This window comes from Delftia sp. DLF01 (assembly GCF_014852125.1).
Taxonomy (GTDB): domain Bacteria; phylum Pseudomonadota; class Gammaproteobacteria; order Burkholderiales; family Burkholderiaceae_C; genus Comamonas; species Comamonas acidovorans.
In genome coordinates this window covers 1,507,886-1,527,706 of sequence record NZ_JACVAZ010000001.1, presented here as the reverse complement: position 1 = coordinate 1,527,706, position 19,821 = coordinate 1,507,886, and the positions used below count along the sequence as shown (strand labels likewise).

Annotated in this window: 18 protein-coding genes and 1 tRNA gene; 10 read left to right on the top strand and 9 right to left on the bottom strand. The window is 70.2% G+C overall.

The genetic code is table 11. The annotated features are described in order from the left end of the window. Positions 1-613: 613 nt before the first annotated feature. The 7 genes from IB269_RS06715 (at position 614) to IB269_RS06685 (ending at position 5,543) form a co-directional block, all read left to right on the top strand. Positions 614-687 (top strand) — tRNA-Gly (locus IB269_RS06715). Positions 688-896: 209 nt separating this feature from the next. Continuing rightward, positions 897-1,160, top strand: a complete 264-nt coding sequence (locus IB269_RS06710) for a hypothetical protein (RefSeq protein WP_192366724.1) — start codon at positions 897-899, stop codon at positions 1,158-1,160. 42 nt (positions 1,161-1,202) lie between these two features. Beyond that, a complete protein-coding gene (locus tag IB269_RS06705; RefSeq protein WP_043821370.1) occupies positions 1,203-1,811 on the top strand; it encodes an RNA polymerase sigma factor in 609 nt (202 codons plus the stop codon). Next, positions 1,808-2,335: a hypothetical protein gene (locus tag IB269_RS06700; RefSeq protein WP_192366723.1), complete on the top strand. Its 528-nt coding sequence runs from the start codon at positions 1,808-1,810 to the stop codon at positions 2,333-2,335. Before IB269_RS06705 ends, IB269_RS06700 begins: the two co-directional genes overlap by 4 nt. Positions 2,336-2,337: 2 nt before the next feature. Further along, the gene (locus tag IB269_RS06695; RefSeq protein ID WP_225613975.1) at positions 2,338-2,895 is read left to right on the top strand and encodes a periplasmic heavy metal sensor; all 558 of its coding nucleotides are present in this window, start codon (positions 2,338-2,340) and stop codon (positions 2,893-2,895) included. A 48-nt stretch (positions 2,896-2,943) separates the two neighbouring features. Continuing rightward, a complete protein-coding gene (locus tag IB269_RS06690; protein WP_192366721.1) occupies positions 2,944-4,314 on the top strand; it encodes a DUF1800 domain-containing protein in 1,371 nt (456 codons plus the stop codon). Between the two features lie 56 nt (positions 4,315-4,370). Further along, a complete protein-coding gene (locus tag IB269_RS06685; protein WP_192366922.1) occupies positions 4,371-5,543 on the top strand; it encodes a DUF1501 domain-containing protein in 1,173 nt (390 codons plus the stop codon). Positions 5,544-5,653: 110 nt separating this feature from the next. Here the strand turns inward: IB269_RS06685 and IB269_RS06680 are convergent, their stop codons facing one another. Continuing rightward, the gene (locus IB269_RS06680; RefSeq protein WP_071956109.1) at positions 5,654-5,983 is read right to left on the bottom strand and encodes a hypothetical protein; all 330 of its coding nucleotides are present in this window, start codon (positions 5,981-5,983) and stop codon (positions 5,654-5,656) included. Between the two features lie 283 nt (positions 5,984-6,266). Here IB269_RS06680 and IB269_RS06675 point away from each other — a divergent pair, with 283 nt between their 5' ends. Continuing rightward, positions 6,267-6,659, top strand: a complete 393-nt coding sequence (locus IB269_RS06675; protein ID WP_225613974.1) for a hypothetical protein — start codon at positions 6,267-6,269, stop codon at positions 6,657-6,659. A 33-nt stretch (positions 6,660-6,692) separates the two neighbouring features. Here the strand turns inward: IB269_RS06675 and IB269_RS06670 are convergent, their stop codons facing one another. Continuing rightward, entirely contained in the window at positions 6,693-7,658 is a 966-nt protein-coding gene (locus IB269_RS06670; RefSeq protein WP_192366720.1) for a hypothetical protein, read from the bottom strand. A gap of 38 nt (positions 7,659-7,696) precedes the next feature. Further along, positions 7,697-8,023, bottom strand: coding sequence for a hypothetical protein (locus tag IB269_RS06665; RefSeq protein WP_225614050.1), 327 nt, complete (start codon positions 8,021-8,023; stop codon positions 7,697-7,699). 100 nt (positions 8,024-8,123) lie between these two features. Here IB269_RS06665 and IB269_RS06660 point away from each other — a divergent pair, with 100 nt between their 5' ends. Both IB269_RS06660 and IB269_RS06655 read left to right on the top strand, forming a co-directional pair. After that, entirely contained in the window at positions 8,124-9,293 is a 1,170-nt protein-coding gene (locus tag IB269_RS06660) for a hypothetical protein (protein ID WP_192366718.1), read from the top strand. Between the two features lie 19 nt (positions 9,294-9,312). Continuing rightward, positions 9,313-10,140, top strand: a complete 828-nt coding sequence (locus tag IB269_RS06655; RefSeq protein ID WP_192366717.1) for an isocitrate lyase/PEP mutase family protein — start codon at positions 9,313-9,315, stop codon at positions 10,138-10,140. Here IB269_RS06655 and IB269_RS06650 read toward each other — a convergent pair. Genes IB269_RS06650 through IB269_RS06625 form a run of 6 tightly spaced genes read right to left on the bottom strand, consistent with a single transcriptional unit; the run spans position 10,125 to position 19,802 of the window. Next, positions 10,125-10,439 (bottom strand): hypothetical protein, encoded by a 315-nt coding sequence (locus IB269_RS06650; protein WP_192366716.1) that lies wholly within the window; start codon positions 10,437-10,439, stop codon positions 10,125-10,127. The two genes, IB269_RS06655 and IB269_RS06650, sit on opposite strands and share 16 nt — an antisense overlap. Further along, positions 10,436-12,124 (bottom strand): SWIM zinc finger family protein, encoded by a 1,689-nt coding sequence (locus tag IB269_RS06645; protein ID WP_192366715.1) that lies wholly within the window; start codon positions 12,122-12,124, stop codon positions 10,436-10,438. Before IB269_RS06645 ends, IB269_RS06650 begins: the two co-directional genes overlap by 4 nt. Further along, complete coding sequence (locus IB269_RS06640) at positions 12,121-13,314, bottom strand: VWA domain-containing protein (RefSeq protein WP_192366714.1); 1,194 nt, start codon at positions 13,312-13,314, stop codon at positions 12,121-12,123. The genes IB269_RS06645 and IB269_RS06640 overlap by 4 nt, the downstream gene beginning before the upstream one ends. 32 nt (positions 13,315-13,346) lie before the next feature. Next, the gene (locus tag IB269_RS06635) at positions 13,347-15,761 is read right to left on the bottom strand and encodes a DUF5682 family protein (RefSeq protein ID WP_192366713.1); all 2,415 of its coding nucleotides are present in this window, start codon (positions 15,759-15,761) and stop codon (positions 13,347-13,349) included. Continuing rightward, on the bottom strand, positions 15,751-16,875 hold the full coding sequence (locus IB269_RS06630) for an ATP-binding protein (RefSeq protein WP_192366712.1): 1,125 nt from the start codon (positions 16,873-16,875) through the stop codon (positions 15,751-15,753). Before IB269_RS06630 ends, IB269_RS06635 begins: the two co-directional genes overlap by 11 nt. Further along, entirely contained in the window at positions 16,875-19,802 is a 2,928-nt protein-coding gene (locus tag IB269_RS06625; RefSeq protein ID WP_192366711.1) for a DUF4132 domain-containing protein, read from the bottom strand. Before IB269_RS06625 ends, IB269_RS06630 begins: the two co-directional genes overlap by 1 nt. Positions 19,803-19,821: the final 19 nt, after the last annotated feature.

Genomic DNA, 19,821 nt, shown 5'->3' with positions numbered 1-19,821 from the left:
CTACCACCGGAGTCTCCTGGATGCCTTTCCGGTAAGGGGTAGCTACCAGCTCATTCAGTTGCGCAGCACCAGATCTCGCGGCCCCTTCCGACGTTTTGCGAAGGCTTGCATTCGGGCGGTTCGCGCACTTGTTCAATGACTTGAAGGAGATTGTGATGCGACATATTTTCCTCACATTTTTCTGGTCCGTGGTGACCCTCATCTCGCTGTACATCTCCACGCTGGCAGGGCCGATGTTCCCCGTCACGAGCTGAAATGCGGTTAACAGCCGGGCCTATGGTTGACTCATGGTTCTCCTCCTGGAATTCATAGGCATGCCCTGAAAAGGGCACCGGACTTTTTCTTCCTCATGCCTGCACTTCGCAGGCATTCACAAGCCCGCAGCACCGCTGACGGGCTTCTTTTTTGTGGGGGCCGTTTCTTGCGGCTTCGGCACGCTTTGCAGAGATGCAAGGCGGGCATGCATCGAGTGCGCACAGCGAAGTGCCAGCGGCACCAAGGTTCAGCAGAGGCTTGTGCCGGTGCGGCATGAAGGACAGGATGTTGAAGATGCGGACCGCTCCGCATTGGGTCAAATGCCGGCATCGCGTAAGATGCTGATCCACCAGTAGAAGCGGGCGTCGTTCAATGGCAGGACCTGAGCTTCCCAAGCTCATGATGAGGGTTCGATTCCCTTCGCCCGCTCCAGATTTCCTGGAGCAAAGCCCATCAGTCCCGGATACACATCCGCCACCGATATCCCACGGACCGCCTTCCGCGCGGGCCCGATCTCTCCCGCCTCCGACCTCTCCCCCGCTTTTCTCCGCGACATTTTTTCGCTCCCCCGCGACGGATCCGTGCTGCCCGCGCGTTGAACGCAATAAGGCCGCCTGATGTGGCCGATGCAGGAGTCTTTCATGTCCTCATTGCGTTTGACTGTTCGCCGCGCCGTCCGTCCGCTTGCGCTGGCGCTTGCCGCCGGCAGCCTGGCCGCGCTGGCCGGCTGCGTGGTAGCGCCTGTTACGCCCGTGGCGCCCGGCCCCTATGTGGTGCCGCCGGGCGTCGCCTATGTGGCGCCTGCCTATCCGATGCCCAGCGTCGGCTTCGTGTGGCAATACCACCCGCGCTACGGCTGGGGCTGGCACCATCCGGTCTACGGCTGGCATCGCGGCTGGCGTTGAGCCGCGCGACGCTGGCTGACCCCGCCACTACACCGATGCCCTTTGGCTGAAATCGATGACCCGGATGCCGACCTGCTGGCGAGACTGGCCCGCGGTGAGCCGCAGGCCGCCCGCGAACTGGTGGAGCGCAAGCTGCCACGCATGCTGGGTCTGGCCCAGCGCCTGCTGGGCAGCCGGGCAGAGGCTGAAGAGGTGGCGCAGGAAGGCCTGGTGCGCGCCTGGCAGCAGGTGGGCCACTGGCGGCCGGGGCAGGCCCGCTTCGACACCTGGCTGCATGAGGTGGTGCTCAACCTGTGCCGCGACCGGCTCCGCCGGCGCGCGGTGCGGCGCGAAGAAGCGCTGGACGAGCACGCCGAAGCCGCCGCCTTCGCCGACCCCGGGCCCACACCGGAGCAGCAGCTGGACCACGCGCAGCACAGCGCCCGAGTCGCCGCTGCCCTGGATGCACTGCCGCCGCGCCAGCGCGAGGCGCTGGTGCTGCACTACTACCAGGCGCTGCCCCAGGCCGAGGCGGCAGCACTCATGGGCGTCTCCGTGGATGCCCTGGAAAGCCTGCTGGCCCGTGCGCGGCGCAGCTTGCGCGCCCGCCTGCAGGACGCAAGCACGAGCACAATCGCCGCACCCGCAGAACCTGGAGGATCACCACCATGACGCCAGATCGCTTTGAACAATTGGCCGACGCCTGGGGCGCCGACCTGCGGCGCTGGCCGGCACAGGAGCAGGCTGCGGCACGCGCGCTGATGGAACAGCCGACCTTTGCGCCTGCGGCCCGGGCCTTGCTCGCCCGTGCAAACGAACTCGACACGCTGCTGGGCAGCCATGCCGTCGCGCCCCCCAGCGCAGCGCTGGCAAGCGCGGTGCTGGCCGGCTTGAAAGCTCGCCCAGGCATGGCGACTGCGCCCGGCCAACCATCGCCGCATGCATGGCCGCAGCCCCGTGGTACTGCGCCCGCACGGCCGGTGCGTGCCAGCGGCCGCAAGCCCTGGCATGGCTGGTGGTCCGGCGCCAGCATCACCGGTGCGGGCCTGGCCGGTGTGGCCGCAGGCGCTCTGGCCGTGGCCTTGCTGATAGGCACGGCCTTGCCCACGGCCCGGCCGGCACAGTCCGAAGGCGGCTGGTGGCCGGGCACCGCCTTCGACACGGGCGGCGCCTTGGTGGAAGGAAGCGAGGAATGACGATGAACGAATCCCCCATCGGCGATGCCCCCCGCACGACGCACCTGCGCCGCTGGCTGTGGGCCTCTGCCCTGCTGAATCTGTTTCTGGTGGGCGGCATTGCCGGTGGCACCTGGCGCTGGTGGGCACACCAGGCCGAGGCCAGGTCGGTAGCCACATCCACGCAGACAGGAACGCCCACCGGAGCACCGGCAGGCGGCTCCCCGGCCACTGCGCGCGGACTGCGCTTTGCCGCAGACGGCCTGCCGCCCGAGCGGCGCCAGGCTTTCCGTACAGGACTGCGTGAAGTGCGGCGCGAGGCTGCTGCGCTGACCCAAGGCAGCCGCGAAGGCCGCGCCGAGGTGGTTCGCCTGCTGGCTGCGCCGCAGTTCGATCGCACTGCCGTCGAGGCTGCATTGGCACGCACCCGGGCCGCCGACACGGCGGTGCGCGAGCGCGTGGAGGCGCACGTGGTCGACTTCGCGGCCCAGCTCACGCCGGCCGAGCGACAGACACTGGTGCAGGGGCTGGCAGCGCAGCAAGGCCCCTTCCATGTGCCCGCATCCCCGGCCAGGCGCTGAGGAGCACAGGACACGCCTGCCACGCCCGCGATTTTTCGAGGTGAAGCCATGAATTCTGCCGCCATCGCCCTGAACCGCTTCGGCCTGGGAGCCCGCCCTGACGACGCACTGCCCGCCGACCCGCAGCGCTGGCTGCTGGATCAGCTCGCGCGCTACCAGCCACAGCCCCCTGCCTGGGCCGGTCACACGGACACGGACGCGCTGCTGTCCGACTACCAGTCCCGGCAGCGCGAGCTGCGCAGCCTGCCTGAAGACCAGCGCGCCGCCGCCCGCCAGCAGTTGCGCCGTGGCGCACGCAACGGCTACCTGGACGCAGTGAACGCGCGCCTGGCCAGCGCCATCGACACACCCGCGCCATTTGTGGAACGCCTGGTGCATTTCTGGTCGAACCACTTCGCGGTCTCGGTGGAAAAGCCCGTGGTGCTCGACCTGGTCGGCGCCTACGAGGCCGAGGCCATACGCCCGCACGTGCTGGGCCGATTCGAGGACCTGCTGCTTGCCGCCGTGCGCCACCCGGCCATGCTGGTCTATCTGGACCAGGCCCAGTCGGTGGGACCCGCCAGCCCCGCTGCACAGCGCGCCGCCCGGCGCAACCCGGACAAGACACGCGGCCTGAACGAAAACCTGGCGCGGGAAATCATGGAGCTGCACACCCTGGGCGTGCGCAGCGGCTACACCCAGCAGGACGTGACCGAGTTCGCCCGCGCGCTCACCGGCTGGAGCCTTGGCAATGACGCAGGCAGCCCGGCCGCCAGCGCCGGCTTCCAGTACCGCCCGGCATTGCACGAGCCCGGACCGCGCCGCCTGCTGGGCCGCAGCTATGCCGCAGGCGGGCAGGAGCAGGCGCTGGCCATCCTGCGCGACCTGGCGGCCTCCCCCGCTACCGCGCTCCATGTCGCGACCAAGCTGGCACGGCACTTCGTCGCCGACGATCCGCCGCCCGCGCTGGTGCAGCGCCTTGCGGCCGCCTACCAGCGCAGCGGCGGGGACCTGCCGGCCGTCTACCGCGCGTTGATCGAGTCGCCAGAACCCTGGGCCGCGCCAGCCACGAAGTTCAAGACACCCTGGGAATGGGCCGTCTCTTCCATGCGCGCACTGGGCCGGCGCGAGTTGAAGGGTGCTCAGGCCGCCGGCCTGCTCAACCAGCTCGGCCAGCCGGTGTGGCGGCCCGGCTCGCCGGCCGGTTACGACGACATCGCCGCCAGCTGGGCTGCGCCCGATGCGCTGGTGCGCCGTGTCGAGCTGGCGCAGCGGCTCGCAGCCCAGGCCGGCAACAGCGTCGATGCGCGCGCGCTGGCACCCCGATTGCTGCCCGGCGATGCACTGGGCGCGGGCACGGCCGAGGCCATTGCCCGATCCGAAAGCGGCAGCGGCGCACTCGCGCTGCTGCTGGTCTCGCCCGACTTCCTGCGCAGGTGAACACCATGACCACGATCCATACGACCGCCACGAACATCGCGACCAGCACGATGGCCATGCGCAATCGCCGACATTTCCTGGGCCTGCTGGCCGCAGGCACCGGCCTGGCACTGGCCGCGCCCCACCTGGCGCTGGCGCGTGCAGCCACCGAGCGCCGCTTCGTATTCATCATCCAGCGCGGCGCGGCCGACGGGCTGGAGACCCTGATTCCCTATGCCGACCCCGGCTACGCCCGGCTGCGTGGCGCCATCGCCGTGGACACAGCTGCGGCCACGCGGCTGGACGGCATGTTCGCGCTGCATCCCTCATTGGCCGAGACCGGCAGGCTCTACGCCCAGGGCCAGGCGCTGTTCGTGCACGCGGTCGCATCGCCCTACAGCGACCGCTCGCATTTCGACGGCCAGAACGTGCTGGAAACCGGAGGCAGCGCGCCCTACCAGGTCAAGGACGGCTGGCTCAACCGCCTGGTCGCCCAGTTGCCGCACCGGGAAGAGGCCATTGCCTTCGCGCCCACCGTGCCCATGGCGCTGCGCGGGCCGGCGCAAGTGGCCTCCTACGCGCCTTCCTCCCTGCCCCAGGCCAGTGACGACCTGCTGCTGCGCGTGGCCAGGCTCTACGAGGGAGATGCGCAGCTGCATGCTCTCTGGACTTCCGCCATGGACACGCGCGGCGTGGCCATGGACGGTGGCAACAACCGGCCGCGCCTGGATGGCGCCAGCCTGGGCAAGCTGGCAGCCGGCTTTCTTGCCCGCCAGGACGGGCCGCGCATCGCCATGATCGAAACCGGCGGCTGGGACACGCACAGTGCACAAAACAACCGGCTGGCAGCCCAGCTCAAGAACCTCGATGCACTGATTGCGGCGCTGCATGACGGCCTGGGCAATGCCTGGTCGCAGACCGTGGTGCTGGTGGCCACCGAGTTCGGCCGCACGGCTGCGGCCAACGGCACCGGCGGCACCGACCACGGAACAGGCGCCGTCGCCATGCTGATGGGCGGCGCGGTTCAGGGCGGCCGCGTGCTGGCCGACTGGCCTGGCCTGCAGCCCGGCCAGCTATTGGAGAACCGGGATCTGAAACCGACCACCAGCGTCGATGCGCTGATTGCCTCGGCCGCCGGCGAGTGCTTCGGCATCGACCCGCAGCGGCTGTCGCGCAACCTGTTCCCCCAAGGCCATGCCCTGCCAGGCGGTGCCCCGGCGCCGTCGCTGCCGCCATTGCTGAGGGCCTGAACGCGGGCCGCACGCCAACATGAAAAAGGGCCGGCGCCTCAAGGCGGCCGGCCCTTGTGCCATGTGCGCAAGATCTGGCGAGATCTGACCGGTGGCCGCTCAGTGCCTGCTCAGTGGCCGATCTCACGGCTGACCTGGTTCTCCTGCTGGTTCAGCACATGCTGCTCGCTGCGCGTGATATGACCGCCGTTCTGGCTGGCCATGAGGCGTTCTTCCTGGCGGATCTTGTGGTCCTGCTGGTGCAGCGCAGCCGCCTGGCCATGGCTGATCTCGCCCTTGCGCACTTCGTTGTGGATGCGGCGGTCTTGGTTGGCCAGGCGGCCGTTGACCTCGGCACGGCGCGGATGGGCCTGGTCCCAGGTGGCGGCGGATGCGGCGCTGCCAAGGCCTGCCAACGAAGCAGTGGCAATGACGAGCATGAAGGCTTTGCGCAGGGACATGGTGTTTCTCCTTGAAAGGATGTGGACGGACGTTGCTTGCAGAAAGCCGATGCCGGCTTGCCACATCACTTCAACGCACGGCCAAGGCCAATCCGTCGCGGATCAAGCAAGTCCATCGTCCATCCGGGGCCGTGCACGCTACATTGGCAAGCACCGTATCCGTCCCACCTCACCAGGCAGCATGTAGTACACCCTCTCTTGCGAGAACACCACCGAAGACATCCAGCTGAGCGCCGTGCGCGTGCGGGGCATGAGCGTCTGCGATGGCTTCGCACGGATGCACATGGATCTCGAAGCCAGGGGCTCGCCCGATGCACTGGACGTGATGCACCACTTCTTCAACTACCACTGGCTCAACGACCTGGACCAGCCCTATCTCGCCGAGCTTCTGGATCTGCGCAATCCTCAGGTGCGCGCCGTCAGCCTGCGCGAGGACGGCTGGGCGCAGATGGAGCCGGACCAGCGCCAGGTGCGCATCTGCAGTACCTACGGCGACTCACCCTGTGCGCTGATCGCCTGGGAAGAGTTCAGCGCGGCCATGCAGCTCAAGCACCGCTTTCTTGGCCTGATGCGGCGGTATGAGGGGCACGGCATTCCTCGCTACAGCGTGTCGGAAGGCTTAAGGGTCCGGCTTCACGCGCCCGGACTTGAGGGGGCCCGCGCACAGGCTCGGTGATCGATGCGGGCCATGCTCGCTCGCATTGCTCAGCTACGGCGCCTCATCCTCCGCGCCCTCGGGCCCTACCCACCAGGCCCAGCTTTCTTCCTCGTCGGGCACGGGCAGTTCGCGGGTCTGCACTGCGTCGATACGGCGCCCGGCGCCACCGGCTTGCCATGCGTTGAGCACGGCATCGACGGCGGCGCGGTCCACTGCGGCGATGCCCAGGTTGCGATCGGTCTGCCAGGACGGTTCGCCCTCGCGTGGCGAAGCTGCCTCGGCATGCTGGTGGGGCGTGCCGTAGCTGCAGCGCATGCAGTAGTGGCGGATGCTGGCCGTCCAGTCCTCGGCATAGCCGATGCCCGGGGCTTCGGTACCCAGCAATTCCTGCAAGTCCTGCGCATTGGCGCAGGTGATGAAGACCACGAAGGTCTGGAATGCCGAGGGCTCCAGCCGCTGCAGCTCGTTGAAGACCGGCACTTCGCGCTGGCCGTTGAACCGCTGGCCGGTGGAGGCGCCGTCGTGCAGCACGATGTCGCCGAAACGATGGCCGCTTTCGGGCAGCGGCACGTTGAGCAACTGGGCGCGCACGGGGTCGATGCGGCGCATGAACACGGTCTCGCCGCCCTGCCAGGGGTGCAGGCGCACCACGGCCACGCCGTAGTCACCCTCGATGGGGCCCTGCTCGCCGGGCACCTGGATGCCGCAGGCCTTCCACAGCCTGCGCGCCGTGGTCCAGTCGGACAGCGCCGTGGCCGCGATGGCGCCATTCCAGAGGCTGGCTTCATCGTCTTCGCCGGCCAGTGCAATGGCGCGCAGGTTGTGGTCCAGCGATGGCTGCCAATCGCGCTGGTACTTGCGCGCCAGGCCCAGCATGTAGTGGTAGTGGCGGTTGTCCGGCATGTGGGCTGCCAGCGCCTCGAAGGCCTGGGCGGCCTCGGCCAGCGCGCCGCATTCCATGTCGGCATAGGCCTGGTCGTGCAGGGCTTCGAATTCGTCGGATGTGGAGGAGGTCACGGTGCTGCGATGGGGCAATGCTGGACAGCGCCAGGCGGCTATCGCACGCCGGGCGACGAGCTGCCCATGTCGACTTTCAGGTCCGGGAAGGAATTGACCATCTGGACCTTGAAGTCGGGGAAGGAGGTGACGATCTTCCACTCCCCGCAACTGTCTGCAAAGGAGTCCACCACCTTGACCTTGAGGTCCGGGAAAGAGCTGGTGGCCTGCACCTTGATGTCGGGAAAGGAGTGCACGATCTGGACCTTGCCGTAGAGGCGGATGCCTTTGTAGGTGCAGTTTTTCTTGTCGAAGTCTGCGGCGTGAACGAAGGCCGGCAGTGCGAGACAGGCGAGGACAAGGCTGAAACGCGGCAGAAGTGGCATATGCGACAAGGGAGTGGGTCTTGAGAAACAAGCCAGGCCATGGCTTGCGGCCGCCCGCATACTAGCAGGCCGACCCACCCCTGCGAATGACGTCCCGCACATGCCGTCCATCCGTCCTCTGCGCTCCCTGCTTTTGCTGTTTCTGGCGATCTCGGTCGAGGCGCTGGCGCAAGCGCCAGCTCCCGAACCTGTCACCGCGGCTGCGTCTGCCACTGCATCCGCCGATGCTTCCGTTTGCAGGCACCGGGCCGACATCGCCTGCCTGCAATCCTTCAACCTGCCGGGCGACGCGGGGCGCATGCGCTACTACGCATCGCAGGCGCCGGGGGCCAGCCACGGCGCCATGCCCCGGTCCGCGCTGGTGGTGATGCACGGGCATCCGCGCGATGCCAACCGCAGCTTCGAGGCCGGCCTGCGGGCCGCCGAAGGCGCGCAGCGGCTGCAGGACACCCTGGTCATCGCCCCGCTGTACCAGGTGCCCGAGGATCAGGCTGCGCATTGCCACAGCCGTGGCGTGCCCGCAGCCGGGAGCGCAGACGCGGTATGGACCTGCGCGGGCTGGCTGGCCGGCGAGCCCTCGCTGGGGCCGCATCCGATAGGTTCTTTCGCCGCGCTGGATGCGCTGGTGGCCGAGCTCGTGCAGCGCTGGCCCGGCCTGCGCAGCGTGACCCTGGCGGGGTTTTCGGCAGGGGCGCAGATGCTGCAGCACAGCGTGGCCTTTGCAGCCGATGCACCGGGCTCCGTGACCTTGCGCTACGTGATCGCCGACCCGGGCACCTGGCTGTATTTCGATCCCGTGCGGCCACAGCCGCAGATGGCCGGGCAGAGCACCGACTGGGCAGCCTGCGGCACAGGCTCGGCGTTTCCGGGAGCGTGCAGCTATGTCTTCCAGGTGCCGCCCGCCGCCAGCGCCTGCCCGGGCCATGACCGCTGGAAGTACGGCCTGCAGGACCTGCCCGGCCACCTAGGGCGCGATGCGGCTGCCGCGCGGGCCCGCTATGCGGCCGCGCAGATCGACTACCTGGAAGGCGCCCTGGACAGCAGCGCGGAAAAGGGCGCGTTCTATCCCATCCTCGACAAGTCCTGCGCCGCCATGCTGCAAGGCCCGTTCCGGCTGCAGCGAGGCCACGCCTTCGCGGCCTACGAGCGCGAGCTGCTGGCGCCGCAGCGGCCACGCCGCTTCGTCGTGGTGCCGGACTGCGCCCATGATGTGGCTTGCGTGCTGCCGTCCCTGGCGGCCCGGCCCCTGCTGTTTCCACCAGCGCCCTGACCCCGCAACGGAGTGCCCCATGACCCCCACCACCGAACAAAAACGCGCCACCTTCCACGCCCTGCACCGCCAGGGCTGCTTTGTGCTGCCCAATCCCTGGGATGCGGGCAGCGCCCGCATGCTGCAGGGCCTGGGCTTCAAGGCGCTGGCCAGCACCAGCTCGGGCCATGCCTGGTCGCTGGGTCAGCCCGATGGCGCCATCTCCCGCGAGATGACGCTGGAGCATCTGCGCAGCCTGGTCGCAGCCACCGATCTGCCCGTGAATGCGGACTTTGAAAGCGGCTTCGGCCTGGGTCCGCAGGAGGTTGCCGAAAGCGTGCGCATGGCCGTGGACACCGGCGTGGCGGGCCTGTCCATCGAAGACTCGACAGGCGATGCGGCCAACCCCTTGCGCAGCATCGAGGAAGCCGTGGCCCGGCTGCGCGCCGCCCGTGCCGCCATCGACGAGGCCGGTGGCGGCACCTTGCTGGTCGGGCGTGCGGAGAATTTCTTCGTGGGCCGGCCCAATCTGGACGACACCATTGCCCGGCTCAAGGCCTATGCCGAGGCCGGCGCGGACTGCCTGTACGCACCCGGCATCCGCAGCGCCGAGCAGATCCGTGCCGTGGTGGCGGCCGTGGCACCCAAGCCGGTGAATCTGCTGATCGGAGGGGCCAGCGAATGGAGCCTGCAGGATGCCGAGGCCATGGGCGTGCGCCGCATCAGCGTGGGCGGCGCACTGGCGCGCGCAGCCTGGGGCGGCTTTCTGCATGCGGCGCGCTCCATTGCCGAGACGGGGCGCTTCGACGCGTTCGCCCAGGCCACGCCGGGCGCCGAACTCAATGGCTTTTTTCAGGGCAAGGACTGATCCGCACCGGCCTGCAGCCGCTGCGCGGTCATGACCCAGACCGCGATATCGAGCAGGGCGGCCGCGCGCTCCGCCGGCGGCAGCTGCGGGTCCAGCACGCCGTCCATCTGCCTTGCCAGGGCGCCCCAGCCCAGCAGCGCGCCCTCGTCGGCCCAGGCGCGGCCGGCGGCCAGCAGCGGCATGCCCGCCCCTGCCAGGCCTGCGGCCTGCATGTCGGCCAGCCAGACCTGGCCTTGTGCCAGCCAATGGCGCAGCGGCGCGGTGGTGCTCTCGTTGCTTGCTTTGCTTGAATTGCTCATGGCGCCTTCTCCACACCGACTTCGGCAAGCGGCGCCGGCCAGGCCGTGCTGGGATGGTGCCAGTGCGCGCTGTCCCGCCAGCGCACGGAAGCCACGGCAATCTGCAACTGCCCTGCCACGAATTCCACGCGGCCAAAGACTTCCCGCAGCACGCGGCCGCGCGCCAGTTCCTTGCGCAATGCCTCACCCGCCCTGCCCTGCATGCCGTGCAGATCGCCCACCAGGGACAGGGAAGGCCCGGGCACCGGCGACTGCAATGCAATCGTCCAGCGCTGCAGCAGCTCGTCACGCTGCGCCAGGCCGCTGCCGGCCACCTGCAGCCGTGCCCAAAGGGGCGGCTGCTGGCGCCAGGGGTCGGCATGCAGCTCCTGCAGATGGCGCTGCAGCAGGGCCTGGGGATCGTCGGCCACCGGCTGTGCGCCGGTCGCCCGGGTCGGCAGCGGGCCGGTCGCCTGGGCCGGTGCCAGCCGCGTGGCATCGCGCGCCGACAGGCGGCCATCGTCGCTGGCCCAGCCGTCCAGCAGCACATGGGGGCCTTGCAGCAGCTGCCTTGCGGTGAGGCCGCCCAGGGTTTCCGAGTCCAGCGCCCCGGCCGGCTCCCACTCCGGGTCGAAGCCTTCGGCGCGCGATGCGGACCAGGTCAGATACCGACCGCTGGCCGCGTCCTGCAAATGCACGGAAAACCCGCGCTGCCCGCCGCGCGCATGCCATAGCTCGGCTGCCACGGCGTGCAGGCAAAGGCCTTGCACGCGCCGGTAGCTGCGCCTGTGCACGCCCGCCAGTTCGCTCAGGGGTCGTGGCATGGGCTGTTGCGCCAGGCCGCGCAGCAGCATCCACAGCGCGGCCAGCAAGGGCGCCACGCGTTCGGCCGCACCGGCACGCCCTGCGCGCTCGTCACGCAAGGCGCGTACCAGCAGGTTGAGCACGCTGGCAGGGCGCGGCAGGTCGGCCTGGCGCAGTTCGGTGGCCAGCGCTTCGCCCTGGTCGAGGAAGGCAGGGCTCATGCCTGCACGGCCCTGCAGCACCCAGCCGGTCAGCCATTGGCGCGCCTGGGTCAGCCGCTGCTGTGCGCCGGCTTCCAGCGCATGCGCCGGCAGCTCCGGCATGGGTGCGCCCGCCAGGCGCCGGGCCTGCAATGCCACCAGGGCGCGGTGGGCGCAGGCCGCTGCCTTGCAGCTGCAACTGGCCGCCGCCAGGCCACCGGCACGCGGCAGGCGCACGGTGACTTCGTCGGGGTTGGACAGTTCGCCGATCAGGGTGGCCGGGGCCTCTTCCAGCACTGCCTCGAAGCCCTGCGCCATCCAGCGCAGGGCCTTGCGCTGGGCGGCCATTCCAAAGGCCTGGGCCACGGCGCCGGCATCGCCGTCGAGCCACGGGGCAGCAGGCGCCTGGGCCATGCCATCGTCCGGGGTCTCGTGGGCCAGCCGCGCCCGCAGGCCCAGCAGCAAGGCGCACAGATGGTGGCAGGGGCCAAAGGCGGGGCAGCTGCATTGCAGCGTGGCAAAGCCCGCGCCGGCCAGGGTCTGGGCATGGCCTTCGATGTCGGCGCGGGCCTGGTTGGCCGCCAGTTCCCACTGCCCTGCATCCGCCGCCGCCAGGGCCTTGGCCCCGCGCTTGAGCAGGCCCTTGTTGGCCCAGTCGGCAATGGCGTCATCGTCCAGGGTACGCAGCCATTCCTGCATCATGAGGGCCGCCCTCCCTGCATGGCCTGGGCCAGCCAATCCACCAGATGGTCGGGCGTCATGGCGGCAACCTGGGCGCCGCGCGCCACCAGTTGCGCGGCCAGGTCGCGGTCATAGTCGGGGTGGGCGCGGCGGTCCAGCGCAGCCAGCACCAGCACGCGGGCGCCACTGGCAACCAGCCGCTCGGTCTCGGCGATGACGCGGGCCTCGTCATGGCCTTCGTACAGGTCGGTGATCAGCACGATCACGCTGCGGCGCGGCGCGGCAAGCTGCCCGGCCACATGCGCCAGGGCCGCGCCGATGTTGGTGCCCCCGCCCAGTTGCGCGCCCAGCAGCAGCTCTTCGGGCGCATGCAGCTGGCCGGTGACATCGGCCACCGCATCGGAGAACAGCAGCACATGGGTGCGCAGGGCGCGCACGCGCGCAAAGATGCTGCCCATGACGGCGCTGTGGATGACGGATTCATGCATGGACCCGCTCTGGTCCACCACCAGCCACAGGTCCCAGGTCAGGCGCTGTGCTTCGTTCTCCCTGAAGAACAGGCGCTCCAGCACCAGCACCTGCTCCTCGCTCTGGTAGTGGCGCAGGTTGTGGCGCAGGGTGCGCGGCCAGTCCAGATCGCTCATCTGCCCCTGGCCCCGGCTACTGCGGCGCCTGCGCCGCCGCCCCAGGGCCGAGTGCACGCGCGAGGACAGCCGCGCCTGCAGATCGGCCACCACGCGCGCCACCAACCGGCGGGCCTCGGCCAGCACCTCGGGGGGCAGGCTGGTGCGCACCGCCATCAAGGCGGCCACCAGTTCGATGCTGGGCGTGGCCTCGGCCAGGACCTGGGGATCGCTGAGCAGGCCATGGAGCCCATAGCGCGACAGCGCATCGCGCTGCAGCGTTTCCACGGCGCTGCGCGGGAACAGATCGCGCACCTCGCCCAGCCAGTGCACGGCCTGCGGCTCCGGCACGCCGCTGCCGCCCTGGCGCGCGGACTGCCCGCCCCCGCCCTGCCACGCATTGGTGCCCGAGGTGTTCGCCTGCTCGCGCAGGCGATGCTCGCGCTGGTAGAGATAGTCCAGTGCCGCGTCGCGGCGTGCATCTGCGTCATCGAGCGGCTGCGCCGCAGCCAGGGGCTGGGCGGCCTCGGGCCCGAGGATGAGGCGCCAGCGCCGCAGGGTGGCGGCATCGATTGCCTGTTCCTGCATTGGCGGCTCGTGCATTGGCGGATCTTCCCGGCTCATGACAGTCCCCAGGGTTGCAGCAGCCGGCTCACCTGGGCCGCCAGGGCGCGGCTGTGCGCCAGGGCTTCGTCCGATGGCAGGTGCACCTGGCCCAGCGTGGTTGCGGCAGGTGGCGTGGCCGCGCCCGACAGACCCGCCAGCCGCCCGGCCAGCTGCCGCAGTTCGGCGCGGGTCAGCTGGGCAAAGGCCAGCCGCAAGGCAGGCAGGCCGGCCAGGAAGGCGTCTTCCGGCCAGTGCGCAATGCCGTCACTGAGCAGGCGCAGCAGCGGCGGATGGCTGAGCAGCCAGCCCTTGGCCACGCGCAAAAAGCCCTGCAGGTATTCGCCCATGGCGGCGGCATCGACCTGCGCCAGGCCCAGCATGGCGCGCAGGGCGGCATCGGTCTGCGCGATCTGCCAGCGGCCGGCCATGCTCAGGATGCCGGCGGTGGCGCCGCGCACGCGCGCAGGCGTGCTGTCGGCGCCTGCCTCATGCAAGGCGGCACAGGCATCGTGGAACAGGCCGGCGTCGGCCCAGGGCGCGTGGCGGCAGACCATGCCGTGCAGATCGGCCAGGGCATCCAGGGCCTGTGCCTGCTGGGATGCATCGCCCTCGCCCAGCCAGGGCAGGCGCAGGCAGGCCTGGGCAAAGCAGCGCCGCAGCAGCGGCAGCAGGCGCGCCAGGCCCACGCCGCCCAGCGCATGGCGGGCCTCGTAGGCCAGGGCCAGGCAGCCCGTGGCGCGGGCCAGGGCCAGCGCGTCGTGGCTGCGCTCCATCCAGGCCTGCACGGTGTCCAGCACCTGCTGGGCGATGCCGTCCAGCCCCATGACCAGCACTTCCAGCACGCGCTGCGCGGGCTCCGTGTGGGCCGTCTGCGCCAGGCGCTCGCGCACCAGGTGCACCGCGGCTTCCTCCAGGCTGGAGCCGTGGCACATGGCCTCGGTCAGGGCCACCGTGGTCTCGACCTGCCAGCCCAGCGTCCAGACCTCGCGCACACGCGCCAGGCCCGTGCCCGCCACGAAGTCCGGCCCGGCCAGGCGCTGCGCATAGGGCACGCCCAGGTAGCACAGGCGGTGCAGCCCCTGCGACAGCCGGCGGTGGCGCGCGCTGCGGTAGATGTCCAGCTCCTTGCGCACGGGTGCGGCAGGCCGCACGGGCAGGCGGTGGCGCAGGCAGAAGGCCTGCACATCGACCAGCAGCGGGGCGGCGGGCGCGTTGGGTGGCAACTGGCCGTAGTCGTCGGCGTCCAGCAGCCATTGACCAGTCTGCTGGCCGGTCTGCTGCCCGGTCTGCTGCACCATGGGCTGCGGTCGCAGGGCCAGGGCATGCTCCTTGAACACGGCGCTGTCCAGCGCTTCCAGCAGCTCGGCCCGGCCGCCGCGGCAGGCGCGCAAGGCGGCCAGGCCATGGGCCAGGCGCACGGCCTCGGCCGCATCGGGCAGGCTGGCGGGCATGCCCCGGGCGCGCAGGCTGTTCACAGTGCGCGCCGCCATCTCGGGCCAGGCCTGGGCATCGGGTTGCGAAGCGCCCTGCTCCAGCGCCTGCCAAACGCCCTGGTAGTAGCCAGGCATGGGCATGCCGGCCGCGTAGCCGCTGGCGCGCTCCAGCCGCTGCAGCGTGTAGGCAATGAGGTGCACGCCCACATCGATGGCGGGCTTGGCGTCCGCAGGCCGGGCGGGGGCCGAGAGGCCGGCAACGATGCCGGGCACATGGAAGCCGCCGCAGACCACCAGGCAGCGCCCGCCTTCGGCCAGGGCCGCGCTGACCTGGGCGGCCATGTGCGCCTCGCGCGCCACGTCCTCGGCATCCATGCCGCTGCCGCCCGCGCCCTGCTCGCGCTCGCGCAACAGCTGGCTGAAGGCCAGCACGCCGGCAAAGTACGCCTGGGGCGAGGCGTCCTCGTTGCCAGATTCGTAATGCCGGTCCCACCATTCGTCGAAGTCGCGGCAGCCGCTGGCCTGGATGAGGCCGGCCAGCACGTCGGGCGCGCGCCGCGCGGGCTCGTCGGCCAGCAGGGGTTCGGGCGCGCAGGCGAAGTAGTCCAGCTGCGCGGCCTGCGCCAGCCTGTCGGCATAGGGCAGGTCGATGAAGCGCACGGCGCTGCGCAGCCGCGCCGCCTCGCGCAGGGCCACCCATTCGGGCGAGAAGGCGGCAAAGGGCACGTAGCAACGGCAGCGCCAGTCTTGCTCGGCCGCGCCGGGCCCGGCCATGGCCGCATGCAGGTAGGCGGCCAGCGGGGGACGCGCCTGGGCGTGCTGCAGCGCGGGCAGCAGGGCATCGAGCTCGCCCGGGCCTTCGATCAGCACGTGGGTGGGCTTGAACTCGTGCATCAGCGCGCGCAGGTGGTGGGCGCAGCGCGGGCTGTGGTGGCGCACGGGCACCAGGCGCAGCTGCGGCAGCGGCGCCAGCCACGCGGCAGCGTCAGTGCTCACGGCCGCCTGCGACAAAGTCCTGCCACTGCGGCTGCCCTGCGCGCTGGCGTGCCACCACGCGCAGGTATTCGGCGAAACGGCGCCGGTCCTCGTCGTCGTCCTTGATCACCGTGCCCAGCAGGTGGCGCGCCAAGTGGGCCGGACCCACCTGCTCCTGCCCGAAGTACCAGCACTGGCAGGCGGCGTTGAAGGCCACGTCGATGGCCTCGGCCGTGGACAGCACGGTGCCCGGCCGCTCCACGGCCGTGCCCTCCACGCTGCCGCTGCGCAGCTCCTGGAAGGCCGTGGCCAGCAGGGCCAGCACATCGGGCGCGACGGTGGTGCCGATGCGCTGCTGCGCCAGTGCGCGGTCCACCTCCTGCCCTATCAGCGCGGCCTGCGCGGCCACGCCTTCGAGCGGGCGCATGGTCTCGAAGTTGAAGCGGCGCTTGAGCGCAGCCGACATCTCGTTGACGCCGCGATCGCGCAGGTTGGCCGTGGCAATCACATTGAAGCCCGGCCGTGCCAGCAGCCAGGGCTGCTCGTGCTTGAGTTCGGGAATCTGCAGCAGCCGCTCGGAGAGCACGGGCACCATGCAGTCCTGCACTTCGGTGGAGCAGCGCGTGATTTCCTCGAAACGCAGCAGCCGCCCTTCCCCCATGGCGCGGTGCAGCGGGCCGGGCACCAGGGCTTCGGGGCCGGGGCCGTCGCGCAACAGCAGGGCGTAGTTCCAGCCATAGCGGATCTGCTCTTCCACCACGCCGGCACCGCCCTGCACGGTGAGCTTGCTGTCGCCGCTGATGGCGGCGGCCAGCAGCTCGGACAGCAGGGACTTGGCCGTGCCTGGCTCGCCCACCAGCATCAGGCCGCGCTGGCCGGCCAGGGTGACGATGGCGCGCTCGACCAGGGCATCGTTGCCGTGGATCTTGCGGGCGATGGCCGGCCCGCCGCCGTCAGGTTCCGCACCGCCCAGGATGAAGCGCCGCACGGAGCGCGGGCTCAGGCGCCAGCCGTCGGGGCGCGGGCCCTGGTCGGCGGCCTGCAGGGCCGCGAGTTCCTGGGCGTGGGCCATCTCGGCCGGCAGCCGCTGGGCGGCAGGCTCCGGGGTGGCAGCTGCAATGCGTTTGGTGGCCATCAGTCGCTCTCTTTGGTGCTGGCCGATTTGGCGGCGATGGCCGCGAACTGCGCCATCAGCGTGGCCTGCAGTGCGCGCGGCCACTGCTGCGGCTGCAGCCGGGGCCAGCGGCCATCCTCGCCGCGATGGCTGCTGTCATAGACCACGGCATGGGTGATGTCCACGCGGTTGTCCAGGTCCATGAACGGCAGGTAGCGCCCGTGGTGGAGTTCGATGTACAGCTGCGGGCCTGCCAGGTCCAGCTTGTGCTCGTAGATGCCGGGGCCGTCCCCCACGGGGCCGGGGCGGTAGTTCCACTTGGCCAGCAGGCCGGACAGCGCGCCCTGGCGTATCTGCAGCGGGCCGGCGGGGTGCAGTGCATGGTTCTTCCACTGCCCGGCTTCGGGCAGTTGTGCGCCTGCGTTCAGCTGGTCGATCAGCGGCTGCAGCTCGTAGTCGGCCAGGCAGGTGCGCCAGGCCTCAACCTCGCCCGCTGCGGCATCGACCGGATGCCAGAGCAGCACCTGTGCGTCGTCTGGCAGCTCCACGGCATCGTCGGTGGCGTCGAGCAGGGAAAAGTCCTCGGCAATGCGAAAGCTCGCGCCCTGCTCCAGCCGCCAGATCAGGCTGCGGCCCACGATGCGCAGCAGGGGATGCAGCAGGAACAATCTGCGCCAGCGCGGGACGGACCAGCGCTGTCCCGTCATGAAGGCGGTACCCAGGCGCGGCACCTGCTGCCTGGCGATGGCCTTGACGCCAGCGGCAACGGTCTTGAATTCGGCCTGGGCCGCATTCCACTGCAGACGCAGCGATTCGTCCTTGAGCGCAGGCAGGGTCTTGGAGGCCTTGCCCTTGTCGCCCACCACGCGCAGGCTCAGGTCGCCCTGCAGCTGCAGGCGGTAGCGCTGCGGGCCCACCTCCAGCACCAGGCCTTCGCCGCCCAGGCCGAAATCGGGCGTCAGCTCGTCATACAGCTCGATCAGGCTCAGGCCGCGGCGCTGGGCGGCCGCCTTGAGCGCGTCATGCGTGGCTTCAATCACCAGGTCCTTGAGCTTGCGCGAGGTGGACAGGGTCTGGACCTGGGACAGCGCATACAGCGTGTCCAGCGCACCGAGCTGCTCCACGGCGATGATGGCGCGCAGCTTCTTGCTCCAGCCCCAGGCCTTCACGGCGGCCACCAGGGTCTGCACCAGGCGGTCGTCGATATGGCCCGTAGCCAGGCGCAGCGCCCAGCGCGCCTTGGGCTCGCCCTCCAGGGCCACCCAGGCATTGACCAGGTGCAGGGACAGCTGGGCGCGGCTTTCGGCCGGCACATGGGCCAGCAACTGCTCCACCAGCGGCGGCAGTTCTTCCTCGGCTGTGGCCACCAGATGCAGCACGGTGCGGGCCGCATGCTCGGACAGCGGCGCGAACAGGGCCAGGGTCTCGGGCTGGTCGTAGGCCTTGATGCTGCTGGAAAAGCGCTTGAAGCGCGCCACGCGGGCCTCCAGCGCATCGAGCGGGACCCGGCCCTCCTCACCCTGCTCCACGGTCAGAGCGCCCGGCACGGGGACGCCCAGGGCCAGCAGCCGGCCCTCGACCATGCTTTCGGAGCCCAGGTCCAGGCCCGTGCGCAGCAGCGCCTGCAGCAGCGGCGCGACCCCGGGATCGGGATGGGCCAGCAGGATGTCGCGGCAGGCCAGCTGCATCGCTTTCTCGCGCCGCTGCAGCCAGGCGTTGGACTCGAAGACAGCGCCTACGGCCTGCGCATCCAGCCCTTGCATGAAGCGCGCCACCGCTTCGCGCAGCGCCCGCGAGCTGCTGGCCGCCAGCAGTTCGCCCAGCAGAGGCAGCCGGGTATGCAGCATGGCCGGGTCCAGCTGCGCCAGCAGCGGGGCCAGGCGCACGGTGGGAATCTCGCGCAGATAGTCGGGCTGCTCGGCCAGCATCTGGTTGAGCAGGCCGATGAAGGGCTCAATGCGCGATTTCTGCAATATGCTGCGCAGCAGATGGGGCAAAAGCTCCGGGTAGCGTGCCGTCCAGATCTGGCGGGCGACCACCGCATCGAAGTGGTACTTGGGCTGCCATCCTTCGATCCAGGCGACGAAGGGCGCGGCATCCTCCCGCACCAGGCGCTCGAATATGGGGATGAAGTAGTCAGCCGGCTCGCGGTCCGCCCTGCCCAGCAGCAGGTTGACCAGTTCCAGCCGCCGCTGGGCATCGGCGCCCAGGTCCCAGCGCAGCGCGATCAGGCCCGGGTCTTCGTTGATGGGCTTGTCGTCGAACCAGTCGGGATGGCGGCGGTAGAAGTCGTACCAGGGCGCGCAGCGCTGCGGGTGCGGAACGTCGCTGTGCCGCGTCATGTAGACATCGCGGATGTCGGCATAGAGCGCGCCGCCGCGCTCTGCCAGCTCCATCAGGTCCTGGTCGTCCAGGCTGCCCAGCAGCAGCTTCCAGTCGACTCTGTCATACCTGGCGCCGGACTGGACGTTCAGCTCTGCGGCCCAGTCCAGCAGCTGCATCACCCGTTCGCGGCTGATGCCCGGGTACCAGAGCCAGCCGAACATGTCCAGGATGCGGATTTCACGGTAGTCGTTGTCGCCGTCCGGCGCAGGTGGACGGGCCAGGCTGGCGCGCGCCATCTGCTCGAACTCGGCCGCAAGCTCGGGGCTGTGGCGTGGAATGTCGCCGTCCAGGCTGCCGTCAATCCTGCGGCCGAAGGGGATGGTCTGCCGCGCGAAGGCCAGCCACAGTTCATGGTCATGGGTCCAGGGCAGATCGAAGTTGCCCAGGGCGCGGATGGGGTTGGAATAGTCGTCGAAGGCCTTGCGCGTGAAGGCGCCCACTTCGTCATGCCGGCCCGCGCGCATGCGGCTGGCCAGCACCTGGACCAGTTCGGCGGGCGGCAGCGAGGCGCTCAGTTCCTCCAGCGTGGCCTGGTCGGTGTGTTCTAGGGTCGAAGAGGTCATGGATTCAGGGGTTCTGGAG